Below are 23,444 nucleotides of genomic sequence, written 5' to 3'. Positions count from 1 at the left end.
TCGTTCCCACGCTCCGCGTGGGAGCGTAGCTCTCGACGCTTTGCGTCGATCGATATTGAACCCAGCACGATCATCTGAGCAACAGTTAAAGAACGGGACGCGTAGGGTCATCGATCACCTTCAGGCTCGAGCGGCAGAGCGCGTACCGGAACGGCGGCGCTTTGCCAAGCGGGCGCACAAGACCGATCGCGTCTACCAGCTCTCGCAGGAAGGATCGCATGCGGAGCTGGCTATAGCGCCAAAGTGATGTGGCAGATGCTCGACTACATACACCACATCCCGGTCAAGCGAGGCTATGTGGATCTAGGGGAGCACTGGCGCTACTCCAGTGATCGTAACTACGCGGAGCAATCAGGATGATCGAAGTGGCGCGCTGGTACACGACAGCGGTGACTACGTGCAGCACGCAGACCATATCCATTTTTAATACGGTTAAGCACGGGCGCGTCGCTGGAGTGCAGACTGGCCTATTCGAGCTTCCGCCGGGCCGTACGGCCCATTGGGCACGTAGCGGGCAAGAAACTACGCGAGCCGGCATATCGCACGTTCCGAAGACAGCTATCGATCTAGCTGAACCGCTAGATGCCAACTCCGTTATTCCGGCCCTCGTCTGGTAGACAGCCAACCAAGTCACAGGACCTAAAACTACACATTGGTATAATTGAAAGGATCCGCAATACCGCTAGACTTACATCATCCCGGCACGCAAAGTTCGGAAAAGAAACGTAGGAATGAATATGGGCCAAAGCGATATAAGTAAACACGAACCCAAAAGCGCAATCAGTCTTACCAAGATAATCCCAATCTTCTTGACAGTTATTACGCCAATCTTTTTCTTGCATGGCAGCGCCTATCATGAAGGTTATTTAGCTTATCTAAAGCTAGAACCAACTATGTTTGAAATAGGTACAGCCGACACGCTTATTAAAGCCACCATCGCTTGGCTACATGCGGCTACAAATGGATTAAACGGCATACAGGACATTGTCGCCGCCAATCCTTGGTTATTCTCGATAGGCGCACCGTTCCTAGTTATTTTTTTCGGTACATTTAACTATTTCGCAAAACGTCTTGCACCCACATTCAAAGCGTACGAGGAAGATCGAAAAGTCAAATCTACGCAACTCAGATGGTGGAAAGAACTCTTGCGCTCCTTTATGTTCATTGTCATTCCATGTTATGCCATCCTGGCAGCCATGGTCGCGCTTTCTGTAATAATACTTCTAATGGTGGGACCCTTCTTTTATGTGGGAAAGAAGGCAGCTGCGGAAATTTTTGACAAAGGATTCCCCTCATCCCCTATCGTCAGTCTCGATTCGGAGGGCGAGCGAAAAGAGTACCGTTTGATGTTTTGTTCCACAGATTTTTGTGCACTGTATTCGAACGGCACGACGCAAGCCGTAAAAAAGGATCTAATAGTTCAGACCAAACAAGCATCTCCGTCAAATCTATGACAAGCAAGGAAGAAAGCGGGCAGATCTATCTTTATGATCGTTCCCACGCTCCGCGTGGGAACGCATCGCGGGACGCTCCAGCGCCCAAGCTGAAGCCGCTGCGCGTCTGCACGCTTGGTAGACGCAGAGCACCGTGCGGGGGCTACCGCACAGGCCTGGAAGCTCTCGCTGTAGCCAGTTGGAGCCCGGCGAGCTCGCAATCTACACTTGTAAGCCAGAGCACTATCAGTCCACCACCAGCCGCTTCAAGGAAGAATCCATGAACCGAAGCCGTTACGTCATCACCGAACCGACAGGCCGCACTTCCTGACCTGTACGGTGCTGGAATAGCTACCGCTATTCACTCGCCCTGCCCTGGTCGACATCCTGTTCGATTGCTGGCGTTATCAGCAGGTCAATCAGGGGTTACGCCTTTATGGCTACGTCATTCTTGAAAACCATCTGCATTTCGTCGCGCAAGCGCCTGACCTGGGTAGATGTGTTAGTAGCTTCAAGTCGTTTACCGCACGCAAGATCATCGATCACCTTCGGGCGCGAGGAGCAGAACGCGTGCTGGAACGGCTGCGCTTTGCCAAGCGGGCGCACAAGACCGATCGGGTTTACCAGCTTTGGCAGGAAGGGTCACATGCGGAGCTGGTCTATAGCGCCGAGGTGATGCGGCAGAAGCTCGACTACATACTCCACAACCCGGTCAAGCGAGGCTATGTGGATCTGGGGGAGCACTGGCGCTACTCCAGTGCCCGTAACTACGCAGGGCAAGCAGGATTGATCGAGATGGAGCGCTGGTCGCTTTGACGCAGAGCGTCACAGGCTGCGTTCCCACGCGGAGCGTGGGAACGATCAAACGATGAAACGAGGGAACCCTGCGACGCAGGGCAGGATGCCAGGGGCCAAACCTTTTGCTTACTTTTAGGGCGTCTGAAAAAAGTGAGTCGCTGTAAGAGCGGAACCGGTATCGGCAACAACATCGAAACCGCGAGTTCACACCAAAAGGAAGCGAGGTAGCTTGGATGTCCGCGCCGCGTGGGAAAGGCTGCTCGGTTTCCTGCCCTACGTGAAAATGCGATAGGCGTAGCGGGCGATACAGCCGTGGCAATGATGACACTTTCGACAGGCTCTGGGTCGCCCCTTTACTCGGCCAAAGATCCCTCGAAAATGTTTGCTCGATGCCATGCGAGGAACGCCGGATCAGGCAGAAATCGCTCGGGTAATTCGAGCAGCCTTGATTGCAATTTGCTGAACACCTGAGCAACAAATGGCTGCTCGGATATCGCCAAACGCGGGGAGACGATGACCGTGTATTCCGGCGACACAGAGATCAGCCCCTGGTCGAATGCCCTGTCATGCAACGCGGAAAGGCAAAGGCCGTTTGCCGGATTGAGTCGGTTGGCCTTGTCTTCACGCCATGGTTTTATGTGACTCGCAAGCAAGAGCGCAGGTTCGTCAAGACCGGACATGCAGCAACGGCCTCGGTAGCTACTAAGCACAGCGCGCCGGAAGAACTGCTGGCGAACACGCTGTTGGACGACGGCCGCGCGGGTCTCACCGACGAAGTATTCACTTGGCATCTCGGCAATAGCGGGCTCAGCCGAGGCCGCCCAATCCAGCTTGAGCGCGGCGCATTCGACGGCGAGCCCCTCCCAGTCCGCATGGAAGGCATCCCAGATCTCGCGGTCCAGACGTGAAGCTCCGTCCAGACCTTTTCGGCCCGTTGAGGTAACGGCGGGATCGAGACTGGCGAAGTTCACCAGCTTCATCGCTACAGACGAAGGTGTGCGCCCAAGCATGGTCGCGAGGTCAATGATCTCCGGATTGCGGGCATGCAGACGGCCGAAAGGCAACTGGCAGTACAGATAGAAAGCCAGCTTCAGCTCCTGCAGGTTCCAACGCTGGCCCCTCATTGCTCAGCTACTCCCACAATGGCGAACACTAATCTAATGAGGGAGCAGTGTAACGCGTGTGGTCGTATTCATCATGCGCGCGGACGATAGCGGCATTGATGGGGATCGCATGCCAGTTGTCTACGTGACAACGCACAGCCTGCGCCAATCCGTGGATCATGCGCCTTCAAGTCCCGCCGATATAGCGGCCAATACAGGCGCGCTTGGCTCGCCACTTAGTAACGTCTCAACCAGCGAGAGTCACGGATGCGCAAGATCGCCAAATGTCTGATGTCAGTATCTGTCCTGCCATTGTGTGCGGCATTAATCGTTGGAGGCTAGGATGACGCAGAGCACTGGGTTGGCTGCCACTCTTTAGCGTGGAAGCTATCGCTGTATCGAGCTGGCCGGGCGAGTTCGCAATCTGCCTTTTTTATCCAGAGTAACATCAGTCCACCACCATCCGATTCAGGGAAGAATCCATGGGCCGCAGCCGTTACGTCATCACCGAACCAGACAAGCCACACTTCCTGACCTGTACGGTGCTGGAATGGCTGCCGCTATTCACTCGCCCTGCCCTGGTCGGCATCCTGTTTGATTGCTGGCGTTATCAGCAGGCCAATCAGGGGTTACGCGTTTATGGCTACGTCGTTCTTGAAAACCATCTGCATTTCATCGCGCAAGCGCCTGACCTGGGTAGATGCGTCAGCAGCTTCAAGTCGTTTACCGCACGCAAGATCATTGATCACCTTCAGGCGCGAGGAGCAGAACGCGTGCTGGAACGGCTGCGCTTTGCCAAGCGGGCGCACAAGGCCGATCGCGTCTACCAGCTCTGGCAGGAAGGATCGCATGCGGAGCTGGTCTATAGCGCCGAGGTGATGCGGCAGAAGCTCGACTACATACACCACAACCCGGTCAAGCGTGGTTACGTGGATCTGGGGGAGCACTGGCGCTACTCCAGTGCCCGTAACTACGCAGGGCAAGCAGGATTGATCGAGGTGGAGCGCTGGTAGTTTTGACGCAGAGCGTCAGGGGCTGCGTTCCCACGCGGAGCGTGGGAACGATCGAGCTCGACTACAGGGTCAAGCGCGGCTATGTCGATCTGGGGGAACACTGGCGCTACTCCAGTGCCGGTAACTACGCAGGGCAAGCAGGATTGATCGAGGTGGAGCGCTGGTGGTTTTGACGCAGAGCGTCGGGGGCTGCGTTCCCACGCGGAGCGTGGGAACGATCAAAGCGGGATTGATCGAGGGGCGCTGGTAGCTTTGACGCGGAGCGTCCGAGGCTGCGTTCCCACGCGGAGCGTGGGAACGATCAGTACGCTGCTAATGCGGCTCTGCTGCATTCCCCAGCTGCTGCGTTATCCGCCTTACTGTCTCGCTCAAGCGCTGCTCTGCGCCGCTCAGGCGGTCATCCTGCTGGATGACGGGTACGCACAGGTTGAGCGCGGTTAGCACGAGCAGTTCTTCTGCCGTCGCGCGGGGAAAGCGCTCACGGCTTTCCTGCAGCTGCACTTGCAGCAACTGCGAGGCGCGGGCGAGGGTTTCCTGCTCGGCCTCGGTGGTGCGGATGGAGTAATCGCGCCCGAAGATATTCAGTACGCGAACGTCACTCATGCGACCTCACCAGCTCCGGTGCGCTGCAGCAACGCCTGGAGACGAGCCAACGAGGCGCTCTGCTGTTCTTCCTGTTCAAGGGCGGCGAGTTGCAGCGTGTCGTTTTCCTCCCGAACCTGGTTCAGCTGCGACTCCAGCTCAGTGCAGCGGCTCTGGAGCGCTTGATTCTGCTCGAGCAGTTGGGAGACGGCTTGTTCGAGTTGGGAAAGCGTTGTTTCAAACATGGATTGGGTCCGGCCTTTCATGAAAAGCCGGCAAGGATAAGGAATCCCCGCTCTCCGGGCTACCGAATCTGACCAGCCGTTGTAGGCCGCGCCTCACGCCTTAGCCCTCAAATCGCTGTTCCGACAGGTAGGCTCTGCGGCCTGATCCCATCCGCACTTTGGAGCGAATACGAAGTTGCGACATCCTGTCCCTGCGACGTTCCACCTCAGACTGTGAACTGGTACCATCCGCGCCGCCGTGGCCAGGCTGTCCGAGTAACCGCTCCGAAATGCCTTCAGGCCAGTACCGGTGCCGTCGCCAACGCGGTGAGAAACGCCTCGCCGTAGCGCCAGCACCCTCTTCTGCATTCCAATAAAAATCCCGCGAGAACGTACATGCGAGGTCACGTCACCTCCGAACCGTAGTGGCTGCGTTTTGGCCTCACGGCAGTGTCGCTCGCCTTACAAATGCACGCATCACACGCGGACAACGCGCACCGGGGGCAATCGTACTTTTTATTGGAAGACGCAATGCTGAAGAAGATGAACAAGGCGCTGATGGCGCTGGCAATAAGCGCAGCCGCGCTGCCGAACGTGCATGCCGAAGAGGCGAAGAAAGTCGATGTCCTGCTGATAGGCGGCGGCATCATGAGTGCCACCCTGGGCACGTGGCTGAACGAGCTGGAACCAGGCTGGACCATGCAGATGGTCGAACGCCTCGACGGCGTCGCCGAAGAGAGCTCCAATGGCTGGAACAATGCCGGTACCGGCCACTCCGCGCTGGCCGAGCTGAACTACACGCCGGAAGACGAGAACGGCAACGTCAATATCTCCAAGGCGATCGAGATCAACGAGTCGTTTCAGATCTCCCGCCAGTTCTGGAGCTGGCAGGTACGCCAGGGCGTGTTGAAGAATCCCCGCTCCTTCATCAACTCCACGCCACATATGAGCTTCGTCTGGGGTGATGACAACATTGCCTTCCTGAAGAAGCGCTTCGAGGCGCTGAAGGCGAGCCCGTTGTTCGCTGGTATGGAGTATTCCGAGGACCACGAGCAGATCGCAAAGTGGGTCCCGCTGATGATGGAAGGCCGCGACCCGAACCAGAAGCTGGCCGTCACCTGGTCGCCGCTGGGCACCGATGTGAACTTCGGCGAAATCACGCGCCAGCTCGTTGGCAACCTGAAGTCGAAGGAAAACTTTGACCTTCAGCTGTCCAGCGAAGTGAAGGACATCACCCGCAATGACGATGGCTCCTGGCGCGTCACCTACAAGAACCTGAAGGACAACACCGAGTACGGTACGGACGCCAAGTTCGTGTTCATCGGTGCAGGTGGCGGCGCACTGAAGCTGCTGCAGAAAACGGGAATCCCGGAAGGCAACGAATATGCGGGCTTCCCCGTTGGCGGTTCGTTCCTGGTGACCGACAACCCCGAAGTGGCCGAGCAGCACATGGCCAAGGCCTACGGCATCGCCTCGACCGGTGCGCCACCCATGTCCGTTCCGCACTTGGATACCCGCGTGCTCGATGGCAAGCGTGTCATCCTGTTCGGGCCGTTTGCGACCTTCTCAACCAAGTTCCTGAAGAACGGCTCGCTGCTTGATCTATTTAGCAGCATGACCACCCACAACATCTGGCCGATGACGCGCGTCGGTATCGACCAGTACCCGCTGGTGGAATACCTCGCCGGCCAGTTGATGCAGTCGGATGATGATCGCTTCGCGGCACTGCAAACCTACTTCCCGCATGCCAAGAAGGAAGACTGGCGCCTGTGGCAAGCCGGCCAGCGCGTCCAGATCATCAAGCGTGATGCTGACAAGGGTGGCGTTCTGAAGCTGGGCACTGAGGTCGTCGCGTCCGAAGACCGTACCGTAGCTGCCTTGCTGGGCGCATCGCCAGGTGCCTCGACCGCCGCGCCGATCATGCTGACCGTGCTTGAGAAGGTGTTCAAGGAGAAGGTGGCTACGCCGGAATGGCAGGACAAGATCCGCCAGATCGTACCGAGCTATGGCACCAAGCTGAACGACTCGCCGGAAGCGGTACAGAAGGAGTGGAACTACACCGCGGAAGTGCTCCAGCTGCGCAAGCCGCCGGTGATCGACGGCGCCGCTGTGGCCGAGCCCATCGAAGCCGCCCCCGTGAAGAGCACGCCAGCGAACGATATGGCGCTGTAACGCTCCGCAAGGAAGGCGTGAAAAACGAAAGCCACGGACCTTGGTTCGTGGCTTTCCTGTATCTGACGGCCAGCGGGGTGCACCTTCACAATCAAAGCGGGGCACCCGCCATTACAGGACGCCGCCCTCTTCAGTTTGCAGGCGGTCGCGATTTGCCACGCTCGTCGACGACGGGCCCACTGCAATGTCCCAGTCATCCGCATCAAGGTAGCCAAGGACCCGCAACGAGCCAGATCGCGCGTCAGCGGAAAAGAAAAGCGAGGCGCCATAGGCTGGTGTATCGCTGTCATAGCCAAGCGCCTGCTCGAACGCTTCGATGCAGCTGCTATGCGTAACCAGTACCAGGTTTTTACCAGGCGCCTTATGGGCCAGGGCGTCGCTCAACATCGTGTTGCGGCACTCATACAGCCAGTTCATGTCCGCACCGACGTCGGCAAAGACGATCGATTCCGTTTGCGCCGTACGGGTCAGGGGACTGTTCAGGATGGTGGTGTTTGCAAGGCCTAGCCGCGTGTAGCTGTCCGCGAGAAGCTGGCCTATACCCACCGAGCGCGCCGTGATCCCTTCGGTACCTTCCAGACAAGGGGAGTCTTCCTTGTCGCAGCGTTCCAGATGCCTGAGCAGGACGATCACATTGCCTTTGTCCCATTGCGCTAGCAGGTCGGGGAGCTCGTGACGGCTTTCCTCGGAAAGGTCAGCTATCTCGGGTGGATGAAGTAAAAACGCAACCAATGCGACGCCGAACACAGCACCAAGAACCGCTGCGAAGGTGTATTTACGCCTGGCCGAGGACAGTTTTACCCACCACCGCTGCGCTGAACTCAAGAAGTACGTCTGGGACATGAGGCCTCGTGTTCGAATTGTAGTGGAGCCGCGTGGACCATTGGCGAACCCCAGCTTTTATCCAGAGTGCGAACAGGGCGAAGCGTATCCACCCTAAGCTACAGCTTCATGAACATGGCCGGGCGCTTCCCGATCGGCAAAGTCGAAGTTCCCGACCAACCAGCACGGCCCGGTACACTATGCGACTCCCCTCTGCACCGGAACGCCCATGTTCACCCTCACCCACCTCGATACACCGCCGCCCGAATCCATGAAGAGCCAGGTATTGCAGATGGTGGTGGACTATTTCACTGACATCAGCGCAGTGGCGTTGACGCCGAGCAATCCGCTTTACCCGCTGTACCAGTACGTCGTCGGTCTCGAAGTGCATCGCTATATCGACAGCATGGACGGTGCGCAGGCAGGCAAGCCCGAGCTGATCATGGCGCTCGACGACGACGATCCGGCACGTTTGCTCGGCTTCGCGCTGTACCTGCCTGCCATCGATTCGCCGGACGTGTGCGCTCTGCTCTACATGGCCGTAATCGCGAGCCATCGCCGTCAAGGCATCGGCCGCGCCATGGTCGAGCAGATCGTGACGCGCTACCCCCATGCCGAGACGGCCTGTGTGGCTGCAAAGGTGCCGTATTTCCAGGCGCTGGGGTTTCAACCCTTGTCGGCGAGGGGGCCACAGGTCGTCATGAACACGCGCAGCCAGCCCTCCAACGGCGCCCTGGCCATACAGGATCTGGAGCCCATCTTCCAATCCCAGGAAGTCAGGCAAATCCATACCTATCTTGTGCAACAACATGGCGCCGGGGCCATGGGCGACGCCGAACGAAAACGCGACCGTTTGCTTGACCAGCTGGCCCGGCAGGCCCGTCATCTCGTAGAGACCTCAGCCGCGGTGAGCCGGGTGCATTGATCCGATGCGCAAACGCCCGACAGTCGAGGCTTTTCGTGGCACCTGTAGACGTAACTCACTCCGGCTTTTATTGCTGAAACATCTAAAGTAGAGCGCCTAACGGCCGATATACCGACTCATTGCAGCGAGGCGTGAGGCCCAAGAATGTTTAACAAGCGCTTGAAGAGTGAACTGGAGGCGAAGGACGCCGAATTGGCAGCCCTGCGCCAGCTCTTGAGCAAAATGGACAGTGACATGATCACTGTCACGCTCGACAAGGATTTTTCCCTCGCCGCATTCAACGACCGCTTCATCAAGACCCTGGGTTACTCACGCGACGCGATCCAAGGGCGCCCGCACGCCGAGGTCGTACCGTCGTATGTAAAAACGCTCCCCTGCTTCCACAACTTTCGCGCAGCCGTGGCGAAGCTGGAGCCGGTCAGTGACAACTACCGCTATCTACGCGCCGACGGCAGTCTCGCCTGGATCAAGATGCACTGGTATCCGATTTCCGGGCCCAACGGCCAGCTTTCGCACGTACAGGGCTACGGCAGCGACATCAGCGAAGCGGTCAATCAGGCCAAGGAAAACGAGGCATTCATCGCCGCACTGCTGCGCTCGACGGCCGTCATCCAGTTCAACCTGGACGGGACCGTCGTTACAGCGAACGATCAGTTCCTGCAGACGATGAGCTATTCGCTCCCAGAGGTGAAAGGCAAGCATCACAGTATGTTTTGCACCCGTGAAGAAGCAGCGTCGCCGGACTACAAAGCGTTCTGGCAAAAGCTCAATCGCGGCGAGTACGTGGCGGCGCGCTTCAAGCGTGTCGACCGCCATGGCCGGGACGTGTGGCTCGAGGCGACCTACAACCCGGTGCATGACACCGAAGGCAAACTCTACAAGGTCGTCAAGTTCGCGACATTGGTTTCGGCTCAGGTCGCTCGAGAGCTGGAGGTGCGAGAAGCAGCAGGCGTCGCCTATGACATTTCGCTGCAGACCGACGGCAGCGCCGAACGCGGCGCGAGCGTAGTCAAGGACACGCTCGTCACCATGGAGCGAATTGCCGAGCAGGTGGAACTCGCGACCAATGGAATCGAAGCCCTTGGCAAACAGTCCCTGCTGATCAGCTCAATGGTGGAGACAATTGGCAGCATCGCCGCGCAGACGAACCTGCTGGCACTCAACGCGGCCATCGAAGCTGCCCGCGCCGGTGAGCAAGGCCGCGGATTTGCCGTGGTAGCGGATGAAGTTCGGCAGCTGGCCGGCCGTACCAGCGCAGCGACCGAAGAGATTGTCACCGTGGTGCAACAAAACCAGGCACTTGCCGACGAGGCAGTGCGCAACATGTTTGCGAGCCGCGAACAGGCGGTTCAGGGGTTGGAACTGGCCAGCGAGGCCGGGGCGGTAATCGTGGAAATTCAGGACGGAGCAAAACAGGTCGTCAGCGCAGTGGGGCGTTTTGCCAAGGAACTTTGACTTCAATTGACCCGGGCGCACTGTCACGTATGAACAACGCCCGGACGCTCGCTCCACTTCGCCATCGGTGCGTGCAGGGCCCTACCGAGCTCATCGCTGACCTCAGCGTTTGATGCACGCAAGCAATGCGTTGCCGGACACGCCGTCCCACGGCACCAGCTTTTCATAGCTGTGCTCGAGCACATGCACATCGAAGTACGGTCGCAGCAGCTCTTGCAGCGCGTCGAAGCTAACAGCCACCATAGGATGCTCGTCGCTCCAGCGCTGCTTTTCGTTGCTGGCAGACGTCTTTTCGATACGAAGCTTCAGCCACTGCCGCTCGCCCTCGCCGGGGTAACTCCAGCCAGAACTGAAGGTGAACAGCCCGTCCGGGTGCGTAGCTGTGTGCGAAACGAATAGCGCATTGTCGATGGCTGACTTGTCGACGGCGTTGAAACAGAACACCCCGCCCCCGGCCAGCGCGGCATGAACGCTTGCAAAGCAGGCCTGCAATCTGGCCAGGGTGCCGCTGTAGTGCACCGAGTACAGAAAGCACGTGATCAGGTCGTAAGGCACGTCCGTTGCGAAAGCGCACATGTCCCCTACGCTGAATACGGCTTCCGGGCAACGAGCCGCTGCCTTGTCCAGCATCGGCCGATTGATGTCGAGCCCTGCGCTTTTATAGCCTGCGTCGAGTAAATGTCTGATATGCGGGCCGGTACCACACGCCAGATCCAGATGCCGTGTACCGCCGTTTCCAAATAGCGTGTGCAGGCGATGGACACAGTGGCTCTGAGCACGGTAGTCGATATCCGCGCACATCAGATCGTAGTAACCCGACAGATCGGTATAGAGGGCATTGCCGGGCATCGTGGAAGGTCTTGGATAACGAGGGGCGCGCATCATAGCCGAAGCCCGTCCCAGGTCCATGACATTTGACGACAGGGGGCGGCGCCTGGCCCGGCCGATGTGAGTCAAGGCTTGGGCTCAATTGGCGCTGACGCCGGAAATGCCAGTTCCCTGGGTTGCTCTGAGCGGTTTGAGGAATGACGCCGCGCTTGAGACCAGCCGCATCGCTTATACAACGCGCCATTATCGGTTCTATGCGGCGCGTTAGCCGCTCGTCTCTCCGGACGAATCCCGCCCCGGTTACAAAAGTCGTTAAAGAAGCGTGACCGAAAAATGATAGTGGTTCGCTGCGCGTCGTTGATGATCCAACCAGAGGACCTTCACATGAACCGTAAGCTGCCCATTCTCTTTGCGTTCAGCGGCTTGTTTGTCCTTACTACACAGGCCGCCGAGCCCCAGACCCAGCAATGTCACGCCGCGACTGAACAGGAAATCGAAGGGCTGTTCGAGCGCTGGAACGACGATCTCGGTACGGGCGACCCGAACAAGGTTGTCGAGAACTACGCCCCTGAATCGATCCTACTTCCGACGCTTTCCAACGTGCCGCGCCGCACCGAAGATGAAAAGAAGGACTACTTCGTCCACTTCCTGGAGCAGAAGCCCACTGGCAAGGTCGATGAACGCATGGTGCAGATCGACTGTAACACTGCGCTCGATGCAGGGATCTACACGTTTACCTTCGAAGATCAGCACACGGTAAAGGCGCGCTACACATTCACCTACCGGTGGTTCCCAGAGCAGGGGCAATGGCTGATTACCAGCCATCACTCATCGGCGATGCCGGAGATCGTGCCACTGCTCAACTGACCAGTGCAGGCGTCAAGCCAGACGCGGTCCAGACAACGAATCTGTAGACCGCGCTGCCTACCCACCTGCGTCGAAATCGACTATTCGTTAGCCGTGACTGTCAGGTCAGAAGCGGCCCGCCGACGCCTATCGGATCCTGCTGCGTCAGCGCTCGACTGCACGGACACAAACAACCCGCGACAAGCCGCCTCAAGTCCCTATAATCCGCGCCGATAACACGCCCGTGGCACTCCGCGCCGGCCTCCCACCGCCCCGCCGAGGCTCTTTCTCCTCGTTTCTGCTGCTGACCTGACACCATGACGCTCGATCCAGTCACCCTCCTCGTCATGACCGTTGCCCTTGCGGCAGCCGCAGCGTTTTACCTGGCGATCGAATGGCTGACGGTCCGTGACCGATCGCTTGTGCTCTGGAGTGCCGCGTTCGCGCTGGTGTCCGTCGGCAGCACGCTGTCGCTATTGCGCATGAGTGGCATGACATTGATTGGCGTATGGGGTGCCAATGGCATGCTCATCGTCGTGCACTGGCTTTTCCTGCTGGGCGTAGCGCGGTTTACCGAAACGCGTGTGCCCAAGCGCTGGTATCTCGCTTTCGGCGTCTGGCTCGGTATGCTACTGCTGCCGAGCGATCCGTCCTGGTCGAAGACGATGCTGGTCGTTCAGTCGGTAATCATCGCGGCGATATCCATCAAGGCAAGCGTCTTGTTGAGACCACTGGGCCGGTCCGTGACGACGGGTGCCGCCCAGCTGCGGTATGTGCTGATGGCGCACGGGATCTTCTATCTCACCAAGACAATCCCCGGTATCGTGCCCGGCACGCTTATTGACCTGACGGCCTTTCGCGGCGAGATCATTCAGATTTCGCTGGTTGAGGGCGTCATGGTGCTCATGCTGATTGCCCTTTCCATGACGGGAACGGTCCGATATCGACGGGAACAACGTATCGAGCAGCTCGCTGCGCGTGATCCATTGACGTCGCTCTTCAATCGCCGTGCGTTGGAAGCGTTCGCGCCGCGTCTGGTCGACACCGTGACCGCGTCCAAGCCCGGCGGTCTGCTTCTTATCGACGTCGACAATTTCAAGCAGGTGAACGATCTCCATGGGCATGGCGCTGGGGATGAACTCCTGCAGTTACTCGGCGAGCTCATCCGCTCGACGGTACCAAACGACGCGTTTGCCGCGCGTTTGGGGGGAGACGAGTTCATCGTCCTCTGGCAGAACGCGTCGGCGACGCAGGTGATCGAAGTCGGCAATCGCCTGCGCGAACGCTTCCAGGAACGCGCGGTACGCTTCACCACGCCGGATCCGGTCACGCTCAGCATCGGCGCCAGCCTCTTCGATCAGCCACCAGCAGGCCTGACCGAGTTGATCGAGCAAGGCGACATCGGTCTATACGCGTCCAAGCGCGGCGGTCGCAACAGCGTCCGGCTCGCTGACTCGGTGCCGCCAAAGGAAATCGGGGGCGCTACTCACCCGGAGCGCCGCGCCCGTCGCCCATCTTCCTGATCGACGAAGTGTCGTCGGACAACTTCACCCAATAACGCGCGGAGGGGGGCGATAAATACCCGCCATTGTCGCGTCCCAGGCTACGGCAAGCCCGAACAATCTCTTTTCAAATGTTGTCATACGTCATATAACGCGCCTACCGCTTGGACGGTAAACAACAACAAGAAGGACACGTCATGAACGAAGAAACGCCTCAGGACGGTGGTCGCCGTCAATTTCTCAAGTCGTCCCTCCTCTGCTCCGCTGCTCTGGGCGCTGCGGCGGTCATGCCGCGTATGGCAGGCGCCGTCGAGGTCTTGAACAACCGTTATCCCGATCCCGCCATCGAAATCCTGGACGACAGCTTCCTTGATCTACGGGTCTTCAATGCTAGCGTCGAGAAGCTCGCAGATGGGCTTCGCTGGGCGGAAGGCCCTGTCTGGTTTGGTGATGGCCGCTATCTGCTGGTCAGCGACATCCCCAATAATCGAATTGTCCGTTGGGACGAGATCAGCCAGACGCTGGGCGTCTATCGCGAACACTCGAACCACTCCAACGGCCTCGTACGTGACCGTCAGGGCCGGCTGATCGCCTGTGAAGGGTCGACAACGCAGGATGTTGGCAGACGTATTACCCGAACCGAACACAACGGCACGATTACCGTGCTGGCCGACAACTACGAAGGTACGCGCTTCAACTCGCCGAATGACATCGTCGTGAAACGCGACGGCTCGATCTGGTTCACAGACCCACCGTTTCAAACGGGCGGCTACTACGAAGGCCACAAGATCAAGCCTGAGTTACCGCACGGCGTCTATCGCATCGATGGCGACACACAGGCAGTGACGCGCGTGATCGACGATATAGCCGGCCCGAACGGGCTGTGCTTCTCGCCGGATGAAAAAACGCTGTACATCGTTGAGGGTCGCGCCAAGCCCAACCGTCTTATCTGGGCGTATTCGGTTAATGACAATGGCACGCTAGGAGAGCGCCGCCAGCACATCGAAGCCTTTGATTATGGTGGCCTCGACGGCATCAAGTGTGACGAATCCGGAAACCTGTGGTGCGGCTGGGGGAGCAGCGGGTCTCCAAAAGCCAACCCAGAAGGGCTCGACGGAGTCCGGGTTTTCAACCCGGAGGGCAAGGCCATCGGCCATATCCATTTGCCGGAGCGCTGCGCGAACCTCTGTTTCGGTGGGGACAATGGCAACCGCCTGTTCATGGCTAGCAGCCACAGCATCTATTCGCTGTTCGTTAATACCCGTGGCGCAACGTTGGTGGGTTAAGGCTAAGCGGCGCGGGATACCGCGCCGCTGGCACGTCTGGGATCGACGATGGGAAGAGTGCTGCCAAGGCTTCAAAGAGGACCCTTGCACTATGGGCGCAGCCGATAGCCGCCAGGCGGTGTTAACGGGTTCGCTGGGACTGCCTCTATAATGCGCCGCCCTCTCACTACACCACGACGATCATGACGCTCACGCCCCCCAATACCGCCTCCGAAAACGCCACGGAATCCGCCAGTGAGCCGTCTACGCCCGAGCCAACGGCGTCCGGTTCAAAATCGTCTGCCGTGCCCTCATTTCAATTCCCGTTTTCGCCCGAGGCCTACGCGCCGGCCAACAAGAAGGAAAAGCCCTGGCATCAGCGCGGCGATACTTCCGGCCACGACAAGCGTCCCGGCCCTGCGCCTCGTGGCACCCGCCGCTCGATGGGCAAGCGCTGATAACGGTGCATGGAAGCCGCTGACATCTACCCGGCGGCTGGCGGCAATGGTCTTCAACGATTGAAGAGCCACATTAGCGCCGAGATCACGGCGCTAACGATGATCATCGTCGTGATCGGAAAGTAGAACGAGTAGTTCTCCTTCCGGACGGCAATATCACCAGGCATCTGGCCAAACGGCAATTTGCTCAGCCATGGCCAAAGCAGGCCGGCGATGATTGCGACGATGCCAAGAATGATCAGTAGTTTGCCCATAATGTGTTCCCGCGCTGTGGCGAACGGAATGAGGTTCGCAGTAACTGTGCGCTGGCGTATTTAGAATGCGCGACGTTTTTCGATAGGGAAGAAAGCTCGGAATGGATCCGAAACGATTTGCGCCTACCCGCCTGTGCTACGACGAAGTGCCGTTCTATCGCCGCCGCTGGTTTCTACTGCTGACCATGTTGTTCTTGCTGCCGGCCACGATCGCCATCCCGTTGACCGGTGAAATCTACGCCCAAAGCAAAGGCAAGGTTTACCGTTTCCTGCCCGCCGGGAAAAACCAGGTCATCTTTGCCGCCGCAACCTTCATGGTTGTGGGGCTGCTGGTCATGTCTCGGTAGGTGAGCGCCGCCTCACGATGCGAGGCCGTCAGCCATATTCGATACACCTCCGGCATTAATACCGCTCCGCCCGCATGTGCCAACGGGCGGAGCGTATCCAACCCTCGCCTACTCCGTCGGAATGCTTGGGTCGTCCTCGAACATTTCCATATCTTCCTCCGTCAGCCCCCCGTCATCCGGGGCTTGGGTCGACTCCTGTTGACCGTCGTCCTCTGGAGTACCGCCCGCGCTCATCTCGGTCTGGCGGTCATCCGGTTCTGCCCAGAGTGTGCTTACGCTGTTTTCGCCTTCGCCTGCCATAGGTCACCTCGATTCGGAGCCGCAAGTGGCCCCTATCCTTGAGACTTCACTGTTCACGTCCTGCTTCGTGTCGCCCCCACCGTTCGACGGGAGGCGACGCTCAGCAACCAAACATCAGCGCCCGGTGGGCAGAAAGCCCAGCCAGCGCACCGTCGCCCACGGCCAGCGGGACGGAGCCGGATGGCCGGGCGCCGTCTCCACACGCAAAGAGCCCGGGTATTGAGGTCGCCTTGTGGGCGTCCGTGCGGATGTGAACACCGTGCGTACTTTCTTCGAGTTCGCAGCCCAGTTGCGCGACCAGAGGCGACAGATGCAGGTGTGGGGAAACGAAAACTCCGGCGAACGGCAAGCGTCGGCCATCGGCAAGGCAGACCTCCACTGGATCACCCTCAAGCCGGGCAACGGGGCCGCGCTCGATATGCACACCGCGCGTCTTCAGCTGCGACAACTGCTCTGCATCAGGCTCGAACGCATCATTGAGCAGCAGCGTCGTCTCGCCCCATTCCGGCAGCATCAGCGCCTGGTGCATGGCAGTGGCTGATGTAGCCAGTACGCCAATGGCGCCCTGCTCGAGCTCATAGCCGTGGCAGTAAGGGCAATGAAAGACGCTTCGGCCCCAGCGCTCTTCGATGCCAGGAATGTCCGGTAGCTCGTCCAGGACACCCGTTGCGATGATCATCAGTTGACTGAAATGCCGCTGCCCGTTTGCATCAAGCACTTCGAAGCCAGCCGAATCACGTGTGATATTCGTGACTTCAGCCTCGTGCCAGTCAACAGTCGGGTATTCAAGCAGCTGTGAGCGCCCCTCAGAGGCAATGACCTCCGGTGGGATGCCGTCTCTGGACAGCAACCCATGTGAAACATCGGAGAAGCGGTTACGCCGGTAGCCCGCATCGATAACCAGCACCCGTCGCCGCGCCCGCGCCAACGGCAGCCCAGCGGACAAACCGGCAAAGCTACCTCCCACAATAATGACGTCGTATCTCACGGTTACCCTCTTCGCTTTTGGCAGCAATCCGGCGGCTGCCAGATAGTGCTGTTAAGCGATAGGACATAACGCGGACCTCAGGAGGTCGACCGGAGCGGTTTCACGGAGACGAATGGCCCACCGACGCATGCGCCGAACGCTTCCCTGCGAAGGGGCTGCGGTCGAGCTGCGTGTTGATGAGCACGCCGATCGGTCCCTGCCAGTGCCTCAAGAGGCCGGTGCAAGCCATACCAACAGGAAGCCGCAGACGATACCGGCTGCCGCTATCGCCCAGCCAATGCGATGGGCCAGGTTCTTTTGTGCCTGACGGACTGGGTCAACGGGCTTTTTCTTTCTCACACACACCTCTCGAACCAAACGAAACACACCGTAGCGGGTGCCCTTAGGGAAATAATCAGCCGTACGGCCCCAAATAGGCGCGGAATTTTTCCATTGTCGCGACTAAAAAGCCAACTGCACTGACACGGAGAACCCCGCTCCCCGGGGATCAGGCGTTCTTGAGATGCGTTTCGCCTGCCAGCCCTATCGTGCGTTTTCCAACACGATCAAAGGCGCTAACCGGTACTAAAGTTGTTACAGAATCGAGCGATAGCCTATCCATCAATCCCCTTGGCACGGACGCCGTTGAATATCGAGTCGGAGTCTGCGGCATGTTTTCCAATCTCAGTATCGCCAAGAAGCTCTATGCCGGGTTCGGCATTATTGTTCTCATCATCTGTGTGCTCGTGTTCGCTGCCCGTCAAGGCTTCCACAAAGTAGATGATGCGGTGACATGGAACATCCATACCTACTCGGTCCTGGACGCATCCAACGATCTACTTACCAGCCTCATCAACAGCGAAACCGGCATGCGAGGGTTTGCGCTGACGGGCCGCGATGCGTTCCTGGAGCCGTTGACGGCAGGGCGCGATGGTTTTGACGAAAACTGGAATGAGGCCAAGAACCTCACGTCCGACAACCCTACCCAGCAGCAGCGGCTTGACTCGCTCAAGGCCCTGCAGCGCCAGTGGCTTGCTGAAGACGTAGAGCCCACGCTCGCGCTTCGCCGCGCGATCAGCAACGGCCAGCAGCCCATGGGCGCCATGGTGCAACGCATCAGCGAGGGGCGCGACAAGGCCAAGATGGACGCCATGCGCAAAATCCTTGCGGACGTCTCTGCAGATGAAGAAAAGCTGATGCAGCAGCGGCGCGAAACCATGATTTCAGCGGAGCGCAGCGCGCTTTGGACATTGAACATTGGCGGCTTGATCGCTGCCGTCTGCGCCATGTTCATCGCGACCGGGCTTGCGGGTTCCATCAAGCGACGCCTGCAACAGGCTGTCGATCTGTCCCGCGCAATTGCAGCAGGCCGCTTGAATAATACGATTAGCCAAACGGGCGGAGACGAGGTCGGCACCCTGCTCGCCGCATTCGTGACCATGCAGGCCCGCCTACGCGAGATGATCACGCAGATCAAGCAGCAAGCGCAGGAGCTTGTTCGTTCCGGCGACGAGATATCGAGCACTGCGAAGCAACTCGCGTCGGCTGCGCAGGAGCAGTCGCACTCGGCATCGATGATGGCGGCCACGGTCGAAGAACTGACCGTTAGCATCAACCACGTCGCGGACAACGCCAATGAAGCGCACCAGATCTCCAGTGACTCCGGGCGCCAGTCTGACGATGGCGGCGCAGTCATCCAGAAGACCCTGGACAGCATGAAGCAGATCGCAGGGACCGTGCAGGGCTCAGCCGCACAGATCTCTGCGCTTGGCCAGCATGCTGAGCAGATCAGCTCGATTGTTAGCGTCATTAGCGAGATTGCGGACCAGACCAACCTGCTGGCGCTCAACGCGGCCATCGAGGCTGCGCGTGCCGGTGAACAGGGTCGCGGTTTTGCCGTTGTCGCCGATGAGGTTCGACTGCTGGCCCAACGCACTGGCAAGTCCACGCAAGAAATCGCCGACATGATCAAGAAGATCCAGACCGGCACCCATGACGCGGTACAGAGCATGTCGGTGGGCGTTCAGCAGGTTGACCAGGGCCTGGAACTGGCCGGCTCGGCCAACCAGGCGATCGTACAGATCCGCGATGGCTCGGAGCGTGTCATTTCGGTGGTGGATCAGATCTCGGTTGCCCTTCGCCAGCAGACAGTCGCAAGCCAGGACGTCGCACGCAACGTGGAGCGCATCGCACAAATGGCCGAGATCAATAGCCACTCCATCGATACGGCTTCCACCAATGCCCAGCAGATCAAGCGACTCGCCGAGTCACTCGATCGCCAGGTCGCGCAATTCGAAGTTTGAGAGAAAGGCAGTTGGCAGCCCGTCAATCCACGCGGGCTGCCAACCTGCCCTGTGTCGGCTACAGTAACTCCTGACCGATAGACCGGCAGGCGCCGACCTGGCAGACAAGCCCGGCGGCGCCGGCCACTACCTAGCCTGGAGCGAGCCTGATGAGCGACACCCTTTCCCCGCAGACCATTAGCGTGATCAAGTCGACTGCACCTGCCCTGCAGGAACATGGGGTAGCCATTACCACCCGCATGTATGAACGCCTGTTCCACGCACACCCGGATGTGAAAGAGCTGTTCGACGAGGCTGCTCACCGGTCTGGCGAACAACCCCGTCGCCTTGCTGGCGCCATCCTGGCATTTGCCCAGAACGCGGATAACCTCGATGCCATTCAGGGCGCGGTAGACAAGATCTGTGCTCGACATGTCGCGACGCACGTCAAGGCCGAACACTACCCTGCCGTCGCTGAAGCCCTTCTGCCTGCCATCAAGGACGTCCTGGGCGACGCTGCGACACAAGAAATTCTGGATGCATGGGGCGAGGCGTACTGGTATCTGGCGAACGTGATGATCAATCGCGAGAAGCGGCTTTACGGCGAGCCGGCGTAGGTTCCTTGAACATGCTCCGGCGTTAGTGAACGCCGGGGTATGCGCCACCGTCGAGCAGGATGTTCTGTCCTGTCAGATAGCCTGCATGGCTACTGCAAAGAAATGCACAGAATGCACCGAACTCGGCTGGCGACCCGAAGCGACGCGCCGGAATGCCATCGGCACGCGCGGCACGCACCGCTTCTTCGGACACGCCGCTCGAAGCTGCCGATACCGCGATGGTCTTGTTTAACCGATCCGTATCGAACGCACCAGGAAGCAGGTTGTTGATGGTCACGTTGTTGGCAGCCAGCTGTGGCTGACGCGCCAAACCCGCAACGAAGCCCGTCAAACCGCTGCGCGCGCCGTTGGATAATCCGAGAATATCGATCGGTGCCTTCACCGCGCCCGACGTGATGTTGACGACGCGGCCGAAGCCGCGTGCTGCCATGTCGTCCACGCATGCCTTGATCAGCTCGATTGGCGTGAGCATGTTCGCATCCAGCGCCGCGAGCCAATCGTCGCGGGACCAACTGCGGAAGTCACCCGGGGGTGGTCCCCCCGCATTCGTAACGAGGATATCGAGACGCGGCGCGGCACTTAGCGCACTCGCTTGTACCGCAGCGAGGGCGATGTCGCCGGCGACGGTTCTTACCTCGATGTCAGGATGCCGCTCGCGCAGCCAAGCAGCGGCTGACTCCAGTGGCTCGACGCGGCGCGCATTAATCACGAGGTTTGCGCCTTCCGCTGCGAGCGCATCAGCGCAGCCGCGGCCCAGTCCCTGACTCGCTCCGCATACAAGCGCCCATCGTCCCGCTATACCCAGATCCATATCCATTACCCTTTTTGGTCAGAGCACCAGCTATACCGCGAAGCGAAGCCAGGGTCCATTCACAGTGACGACGCCAACATTTGCCTGTAGTCCTCGCTAGTCGCTTCGCGTGGGTTCGTTTTATGGCTATGGTCCGCCAGCGCTCCGGTGATAATCCTTGGGAATAGCGAATCGTCTACGTCCAGCTGGCTGAGTCCATTCGGAAGCCCGAGCCTGGTCCTCATGTCGCGCAAGGCCGGAATGACATCATCGCCGCTTGCCAGGCCCATGGCTTGTGCCATTCGCGGCAGCTTCTGTTCCGTTTCCATGGTCTCCGCACTCGCGTTGAACGCAACAACGGCCGGAAGGAATATGGCATTGAGCGTGCCGTGGTGAAGCTTAGGGTTGATTCCGCCCAACGAGTGGCTAAGGCTATGGACACAGCCGAGCCCCTTCTGGAAGGCCATGGCACCCTGCATGGAAGCGCTCATCATGTTCAGGCGGGCATCTCTGTCGGAGGGGTCCTGGGTCGCCCGCTCGATGTGGGCCCATGCGCGGCGCAGCCCATCGAGCGCGATGCCGTCTGCCGGAGGGTTGAAACCGGGCGCCATGAAGGTTTCCATGCAGTGCGCAACCGCGTCCATGCCAGTGGCTGCCGTCAACATCGGCGGTAGGCCTAAGGTCAGTTCAGGATCGCAGATTGCGAGCCGCGGGATCAGATACGGCGACAGGACGCCGACCTTACGCCCGTCATCGAGAATCAGAATGGCGCCGCGGCCCACTTCACTGCCCGTACCGGCCGTGGTTGGAATGGCAATCACCGGCGCGACCGCGGAAGTGATACGCGCCATGCCATTCTCGATTACTGCGAATTGCTTTAGCGGGCCGTCATGGGTGCCGCAGATCGCGACCCCCTTCGCCAGGTCAATCGAGGAGCCGCCGCCGATCGCAATGATGCCGTCGTAGCCGCCTTCTCGATACATCGCGGAGGCGTTGCGAACGGCGGCTTCGTTAGGGTTCGACGGCGTCTGGTCGTAGATCGCCTCGTCGCGGGCTTCGTCCAGCGTGGCGAGAACTCGATCGACAATGCCTGCATTGCGCACGCCCTGATCCGTCACGATCAGGGGCCGGTGGATGCCAAGGCGTACGCATTCCTGCTGAAGCAGATCTACAGCACCAAATCCGAACTGAACTTGGGTAAGGTAGTTGATGAGAGCCACGGGAACTCCTTGATCGTTCTTATACTGAATGAGCCCGCTCCGCTCGACGGATGTGCAGTAAGCGGCAGTGCGGCACCTGAACGAACCCTAGCGCCCGGCGTCTGCGGTGACTAATGAGAGCCCCTGATAGAAATATAACTAGAGGCTATAGCAAGAATGCTCCCATCCGTTGCGTCCATCTTTTCTCGCCTTCGCCTCAAACATCTCAGATTGCTCATCGCGCTTGGTGAGCAGGGGTCGTTGATCAAGGCGGCTGAGCACGTCGCGATCAGCCAGCCCGGTGCAACCAAGGCGCTTCAGGAAATCGAATCAACGTTCGGCGCAACCTTGTTCAAGCGAACAAACAGGGGCCTGGAGCCGAACGATCTGGGCTACTGCGCGATTCGGTACGCGAAGTTGATCCGTACGGATCTGGCTCACCTTCGTGATGAGATGATCGGCATCTTGCAAGGTGAAGGCGGTCGCCTCGCGGTGGGCACGATAATGGGCGCGGTCCCTTTCCTCAGCGATGCACTGAGCAGGTTGCTGGCACAACAGCCCGCGTTATCGATCGAAATTGTCGAAGACACCAGCGTCAGGCTGCTGAAACTGCTCGATCAGGGTCGGCTGGACGTGGCTGTTTGCAGAACCAGCATCAGTCGGCGGCCCGACCTGTACTGCACGCAGCCGATCCGGGAGGAAACGTTGGCGGTCATCGCCAACCGCGAGCACCCGCTTGCCGGACGCACTTCGCTGGCTCTCAATGACCTGGCCGACTCACGGTGGGTGGTGTACTCGGCCAATATGCCGATGCGTGTCACGCTTGAACGGGAGTTCCACGATGCGGGGCTTCCCTTCCCCATTCATTTGCTGGAAACGACCTCTGCCTTTACCACGTTCGCTTTGCTGCAGGAGAACCCGTCGTTTGTGGCATTGGTGTCTCTGGATGTCGCGCGCTTTTGCAGCAGGTTCGGTATCACCACAATCCTGCCCTTATGCTTGCGCAATCCAAGCGAACCCTATGAGCTCATTACGCGTCACGGCGTCAGCCGTACACCCGCGGCCCAATTATTGATCGATGAGCTGACGAAGGATGGGCCACAGGCGATGTTCAGTCCTGACGAAAACTGACCACTGCTGGTCGTTTGGCTGACGGTGTACAGCGGCAGTATCCAGCGAAGCCTCTCGGAGGTAACCGGCTATGCATCCTCCGAGCATGGCATTTGCCGATGGCGACAGGCTTCGCGCGCTAAAAGTGCGAA

General features: G+C 59.1%; 24 protein-coding genes and 4 pseudogenes. 18 read left to right on the top strand and 10 right to left on the bottom strand.

What is annotated here, in order from left to right; genetic code table 11:
• Nucleotides 1-100: 100 nt before the first annotated feature.
• From ACY8D3_RS07940 to ACY8D3_RS07930, 3 genes and pseudogenes are all read left to right on the top strand, one after another.
• Nucleotides 101-380, top strand: a pseudogene (locus ACY8D3_RS07940) (REP-associated tyrosine transposase); the annotation flags it as partial.
• Nucleotides 381-737: 357 nt separating this feature from the next.
• Nucleotides 738-1,454, top strand: coding sequence for a hypothetical protein (locus ACY8D3_RS07935; RefSeq protein ID WP_462383136.1), 717 nt, complete (start codon nucleotides 738-740; stop codon nucleotides 1,452-1,454).
• Nucleotides 1,455-1,713: 259 nt separating this feature from the next.
• Nucleotides 1,714-2,249 (top strand): annotated as a pseudogene (locus ACY8D3_RS07930) (REP-associated tyrosine transposase).
• A 335-nt stretch (nucleotides 2,250-2,584) separates the two neighbouring features.
• Here ACY8D3_RS07930 and ACY8D3_RS07925 read toward each other — a convergent pair.
• The gene (locus tag ACY8D3_RS07925; protein ID WP_462383134.1) at nucleotides 2,585-3,355 is read right to left on the bottom strand and encodes an HNH endonuclease; all 771 of its coding nucleotides are present in this window, start codon (nucleotides 3,353-3,355) and stop codon (nucleotides 2,585-2,587) included.
• A 461-nt stretch (nucleotides 3,356-3,816) separates the two neighbouring features.
• Between ACY8D3_RS07925 and ACY8D3_RS07920 the strand changes: the two genes are divergently transcribed.
• Both ACY8D3_RS07920 and ACY8D3_RS07915 read left to right on the top strand, forming a co-directional pair.
• The gene (locus ACY8D3_RS07920; RefSeq protein WP_462383132.1) at nucleotides 3,817-4,347 is read left to right on the top strand and encodes an REP-associated tyrosine transposase; all 531 of its coding nucleotides are present in this window, start codon (nucleotides 3,817-3,819) and stop codon (nucleotides 4,345-4,347) included.
• Nucleotides 4,348-4,388: 41 nt separating this feature from the next.
• On the top strand, nucleotides 4,389-4,520 hold the full coding sequence (locus tag ACY8D3_RS07915; RefSeq protein WP_462383130.1) for a hypothetical protein: 132 nt from the start codon (nucleotides 4,389-4,391) through the stop codon (nucleotides 4,518-4,520).
• Between the two features lie 139 nt (nucleotides 4,521-4,659).
• Here ACY8D3_RS07915 and ACY8D3_RS07910 read toward each other — a convergent pair whose 3' ends face one another.
• Both ACY8D3_RS07910 and ACY8D3_RS07905 read right to left on the bottom strand, forming a co-directional pair.
• Nucleotides 4,660-4,950, bottom strand: a complete 291-nt coding sequence (locus ACY8D3_RS07910; protein WP_462383128.1) for a cell division protein ZapA — start codon at nucleotides 4,948-4,950, stop codon at nucleotides 4,660-4,662.
• Nucleotides 4,947-5,174 carry a hypothetical protein gene (locus tag ACY8D3_RS07905; protein WP_462383126.1) on the bottom strand — a complete coding sequence of 76 codons (228 nt, stop codon included), beginning with the start codon at nucleotides 5,172-5,174 and terminating at the stop codon, nucleotides 4,947-4,949. The genes ACY8D3_RS07910 and ACY8D3_RS07905 overlap by 4 nt, the downstream gene beginning before the upstream one ends.
• A gap of 510 nt (nucleotides 5,175-5,684) precedes the next feature.
• On the opposite strand from ACY8D3_RS07905, the gene mqo reads away from it, so the two are divergent.
• Nucleotides 5,685-7,325 (top strand): malate dehydrogenase (quinone), encoded by a 1,641-nt coding sequence (mqo, locus tag ACY8D3_RS07900; protein WP_462383124.1) that lies wholly within the window; start codon nucleotides 5,685-5,687, stop codon nucleotides 7,323-7,325.
• A 111-nt stretch (nucleotides 7,326-7,436) separates the two neighbouring features.
• Here mqo and pmrG read toward each other — a convergent pair whose 3' ends face one another.
• Nucleotides 7,437-8,168: a lipopolysaccharide core heptose(II)-phosphate phosphatase PmrG gene (gene pmrG / locus ACY8D3_RS07895; RefSeq protein WP_462383122.1), complete on the bottom strand. Its 732-nt coding sequence runs from the start codon at nucleotides 8,166-8,168 to the stop codon at nucleotides 7,437-7,439.
• Between the two features lie 208 nt (nucleotides 8,169-8,376).
• Between pmrG and ACY8D3_RS07890 the strand changes: the two genes are divergently transcribed.
• The 3 genes and pseudogenes from ACY8D3_RS07890 to ACY8D3_RS07880 all read left to right on the top strand — a co-directional run bounded on the left by ACY8D3_RS07890 (nucleotide 8,377) and on the right by ACY8D3_RS07880 (nucleotide 10,527).
• A complete protein-coding gene (locus ACY8D3_RS07890; protein WP_462383120.1) occupies nucleotides 8,377-9,072 on the top strand; it encodes a GNAT family N-acetyltransferase in 696 nt (231 codons plus the stop codon).
• Between the two features lie 144 nt (nucleotides 9,073-9,216).
• Nucleotides 9,217-9,912, top strand: a pseudogene (locus tag ACY8D3_RS07885) (PAS domain-containing protein); the annotation flags it as partial.
• A complete protein-coding gene (locus ACY8D3_RS07880; protein WP_462384293.1) occupies nucleotides 9,898-10,527 on the top strand; it encodes a methyl-accepting chemotaxis protein in 630 nt (209 codons plus the stop codon). The pseudogene ACY8D3_RS07885 and the gene ACY8D3_RS07880, both read left to right, overlap by 15 nt.
• Nucleotides 10,528-10,629: 102 nt before the next feature.
• On the opposite strand, the gene ACY8D3_RS07875 is transcribed toward ACY8D3_RS07880, so the two are convergent.
• On the bottom strand, nucleotides 10,630-11,376 hold the full coding sequence (locus ACY8D3_RS07875) for a class I SAM-dependent DNA methyltransferase (protein ID WP_462383118.1): 747 nt from the start codon (nucleotides 11,374-11,376) through the stop codon (nucleotides 10,630-10,632).
• Between the two features lie 363 nt (nucleotides 11,377-11,739).
• On the opposite strand from ACY8D3_RS07875, the gene ACY8D3_RS07870 reads away from it, so the two are divergent.
• From ACY8D3_RS07870 to ACY8D3_RS07855, 4 genes are all read left to right on the top strand, one after another.
• Entirely contained in the window at nucleotides 11,740-12,222 is a 483-nt protein-coding gene (locus ACY8D3_RS07870; RefSeq protein ID WP_462383116.1) for an SgcJ/EcaC family oxidoreductase, read from the top strand.
• 296 nt (nucleotides 12,223-12,518) lie between these two features.
• Entirely contained in the window at nucleotides 12,519-13,724 is a 1,206-nt protein-coding gene (locus ACY8D3_RS07865) for a GGDEF domain-containing protein (protein ID WP_462383114.1), read from the top strand.
• 176 nt (nucleotides 13,725-13,900) lie between these two features.
• Nucleotides 13,901-14,989, top strand: coding sequence for an SMP-30/gluconolactonase/LRE family protein (locus tag ACY8D3_RS07860; RefSeq protein ID WP_462383113.1), 1,089 nt, complete (start codon nucleotides 13,901-13,903; stop codon nucleotides 14,987-14,989).
• 182 nt (nucleotides 14,990-15,171) lie between these two features.
• Nucleotides 15,172-15,426, top strand: a complete 255-nt coding sequence (locus tag ACY8D3_RS07855; RefSeq protein ID WP_462383111.1) for a hypothetical protein — start codon at nucleotides 15,172-15,174, stop codon at nucleotides 15,424-15,426.
• Between the two features lie 53 nt (nucleotides 15,427-15,479).
• On the opposite strand, the gene ACY8D3_RS07850 is transcribed toward ACY8D3_RS07855, so the two are convergent.
• Nucleotides 15,480-15,680 carry a DUF2905 domain-containing protein gene (locus ACY8D3_RS07850; protein WP_462383109.1) on the bottom strand — a complete coding sequence of 67 codons (201 nt, stop codon included), beginning with the start codon at nucleotides 15,678-15,680 and terminating at the stop codon, nucleotides 15,480-15,482.
• A 101-nt stretch (nucleotides 15,681-15,781) separates the two neighbouring features.
• Between ACY8D3_RS07850 and ACY8D3_RS07845 the strand changes: the two genes are divergently transcribed.
• Nucleotides 15,782-16,027, top strand: a complete 246-nt coding sequence (locus tag ACY8D3_RS07845; RefSeq protein ID WP_462383107.1) for a hypothetical protein — start codon at nucleotides 15,782-15,784, stop codon at nucleotides 16,025-16,027.
• A gap of 108 nt (nucleotides 16,028-16,135) precedes the next feature.
• Here ACY8D3_RS07845 and ACY8D3_RS07840 read toward each other — a convergent pair whose 3' ends face one another.
• Together ACY8D3_RS07840 and ACY8D3_RS07835 are read right to left on the bottom strand one after the other, a co-directional pair.
• Nucleotides 16,136-16,327 carry a hypothetical protein gene (locus tag ACY8D3_RS07840; protein WP_462383106.1) on the bottom strand — a complete coding sequence of 64 codons (192 nt, stop codon included), beginning with the start codon at nucleotides 16,325-16,327 and terminating at the stop codon, nucleotides 16,136-16,138.
• A 100-nt stretch (nucleotides 16,328-16,427) separates the two neighbouring features.
• Nucleotides 16,428-17,315 (bottom strand): NAD(P)/FAD-dependent oxidoreductase, encoded by an 888-nt coding sequence (locus tag ACY8D3_RS07835; protein ID WP_462383104.1) that lies wholly within the window; start codon nucleotides 17,313-17,315, stop codon nucleotides 16,428-16,430.
• Between the two features lie 650 nt (nucleotides 17,316-17,965).
• On the opposite strand from ACY8D3_RS07835, the pseudogene ACY8D3_RS07830 reads away from it, so the two are divergent.
• From ACY8D3_RS07830 to ACY8D3_RS07820, 3 genes and pseudogenes are all read left to right on the top strand, one after another.
• Nucleotides 17,966-18,694: pseudogene (locus tag ACY8D3_RS07830) on the top strand (CHASE3 domain-containing protein); the annotation flags it as partial.
• A 39-nt stretch (nucleotides 18,695-18,733) separates the two neighbouring features.
• Nucleotides 18,734-19,597: a methyl-accepting chemotaxis protein gene (locus ACY8D3_RS07825; protein WP_462384291.1), complete on the top strand. Its 864-nt coding sequence runs from the start codon at nucleotides 18,734-18,736 to the stop codon at nucleotides 19,595-19,597.
• A gap of 149 nt (nucleotides 19,598-19,746) precedes the next feature.
• Nucleotides 19,747-20,193, top strand: a complete 447-nt coding sequence (locus ACY8D3_RS07820; protein ID WP_462383102.1) for a globin domain-containing protein — start codon at nucleotides 19,747-19,749, stop codon at nucleotides 20,191-20,193.
• Nucleotides 20,194-20,215: 22 nt separating this feature from the next.
• On the opposite strand, the gene ACY8D3_RS07815 is transcribed toward ACY8D3_RS07820, so the two are convergent.
• Together ACY8D3_RS07815 and ACY8D3_RS07810 are read right to left on the bottom strand one after the other, a co-directional pair.
• Nucleotides 20,216-21,004, bottom strand: a complete 789-nt coding sequence (locus ACY8D3_RS07815) for an SDR family oxidoreductase (protein WP_462383100.1) — start codon at nucleotides 21,002-21,004, stop codon at nucleotides 20,216-20,218.
• Nucleotides 21,005-21,063: 59 nt separating this feature from the next.
• The gene (locus ACY8D3_RS07810; protein ID WP_462383098.1) at nucleotides 21,064-22,203 is read right to left on the bottom strand and encodes an iron-containing alcohol dehydrogenase; all 1,140 of its coding nucleotides are present in this window, start codon (nucleotides 22,201-22,203) and stop codon (nucleotides 21,064-21,066) included.
• 156 nt (nucleotides 22,204-22,359) lie between these two features.
• Here ACY8D3_RS07810 and ACY8D3_RS07805 point away from each other — a divergent pair, with 156 nt between their 5' ends.
• On the top strand, nucleotides 22,360-23,313 hold the full coding sequence (locus tag ACY8D3_RS07805) for a LysR family transcriptional regulator (RefSeq protein ID WP_462383096.1): 954 nt from the start codon (nucleotides 22,360-22,362) through the stop codon (nucleotides 23,311-23,313).
• Nucleotides 23,314-23,444 lie beyond the last annotated feature (131 nt).

It is taken from the genome of Pseudomonas sp. Marseille-QA0892 (assembly GCF_054950135.1).
The sequence above is the reverse complement of the archived record's forward strand: the minus strand, read 5'-3'. Positions and strand labels throughout refer to the sequence as shown.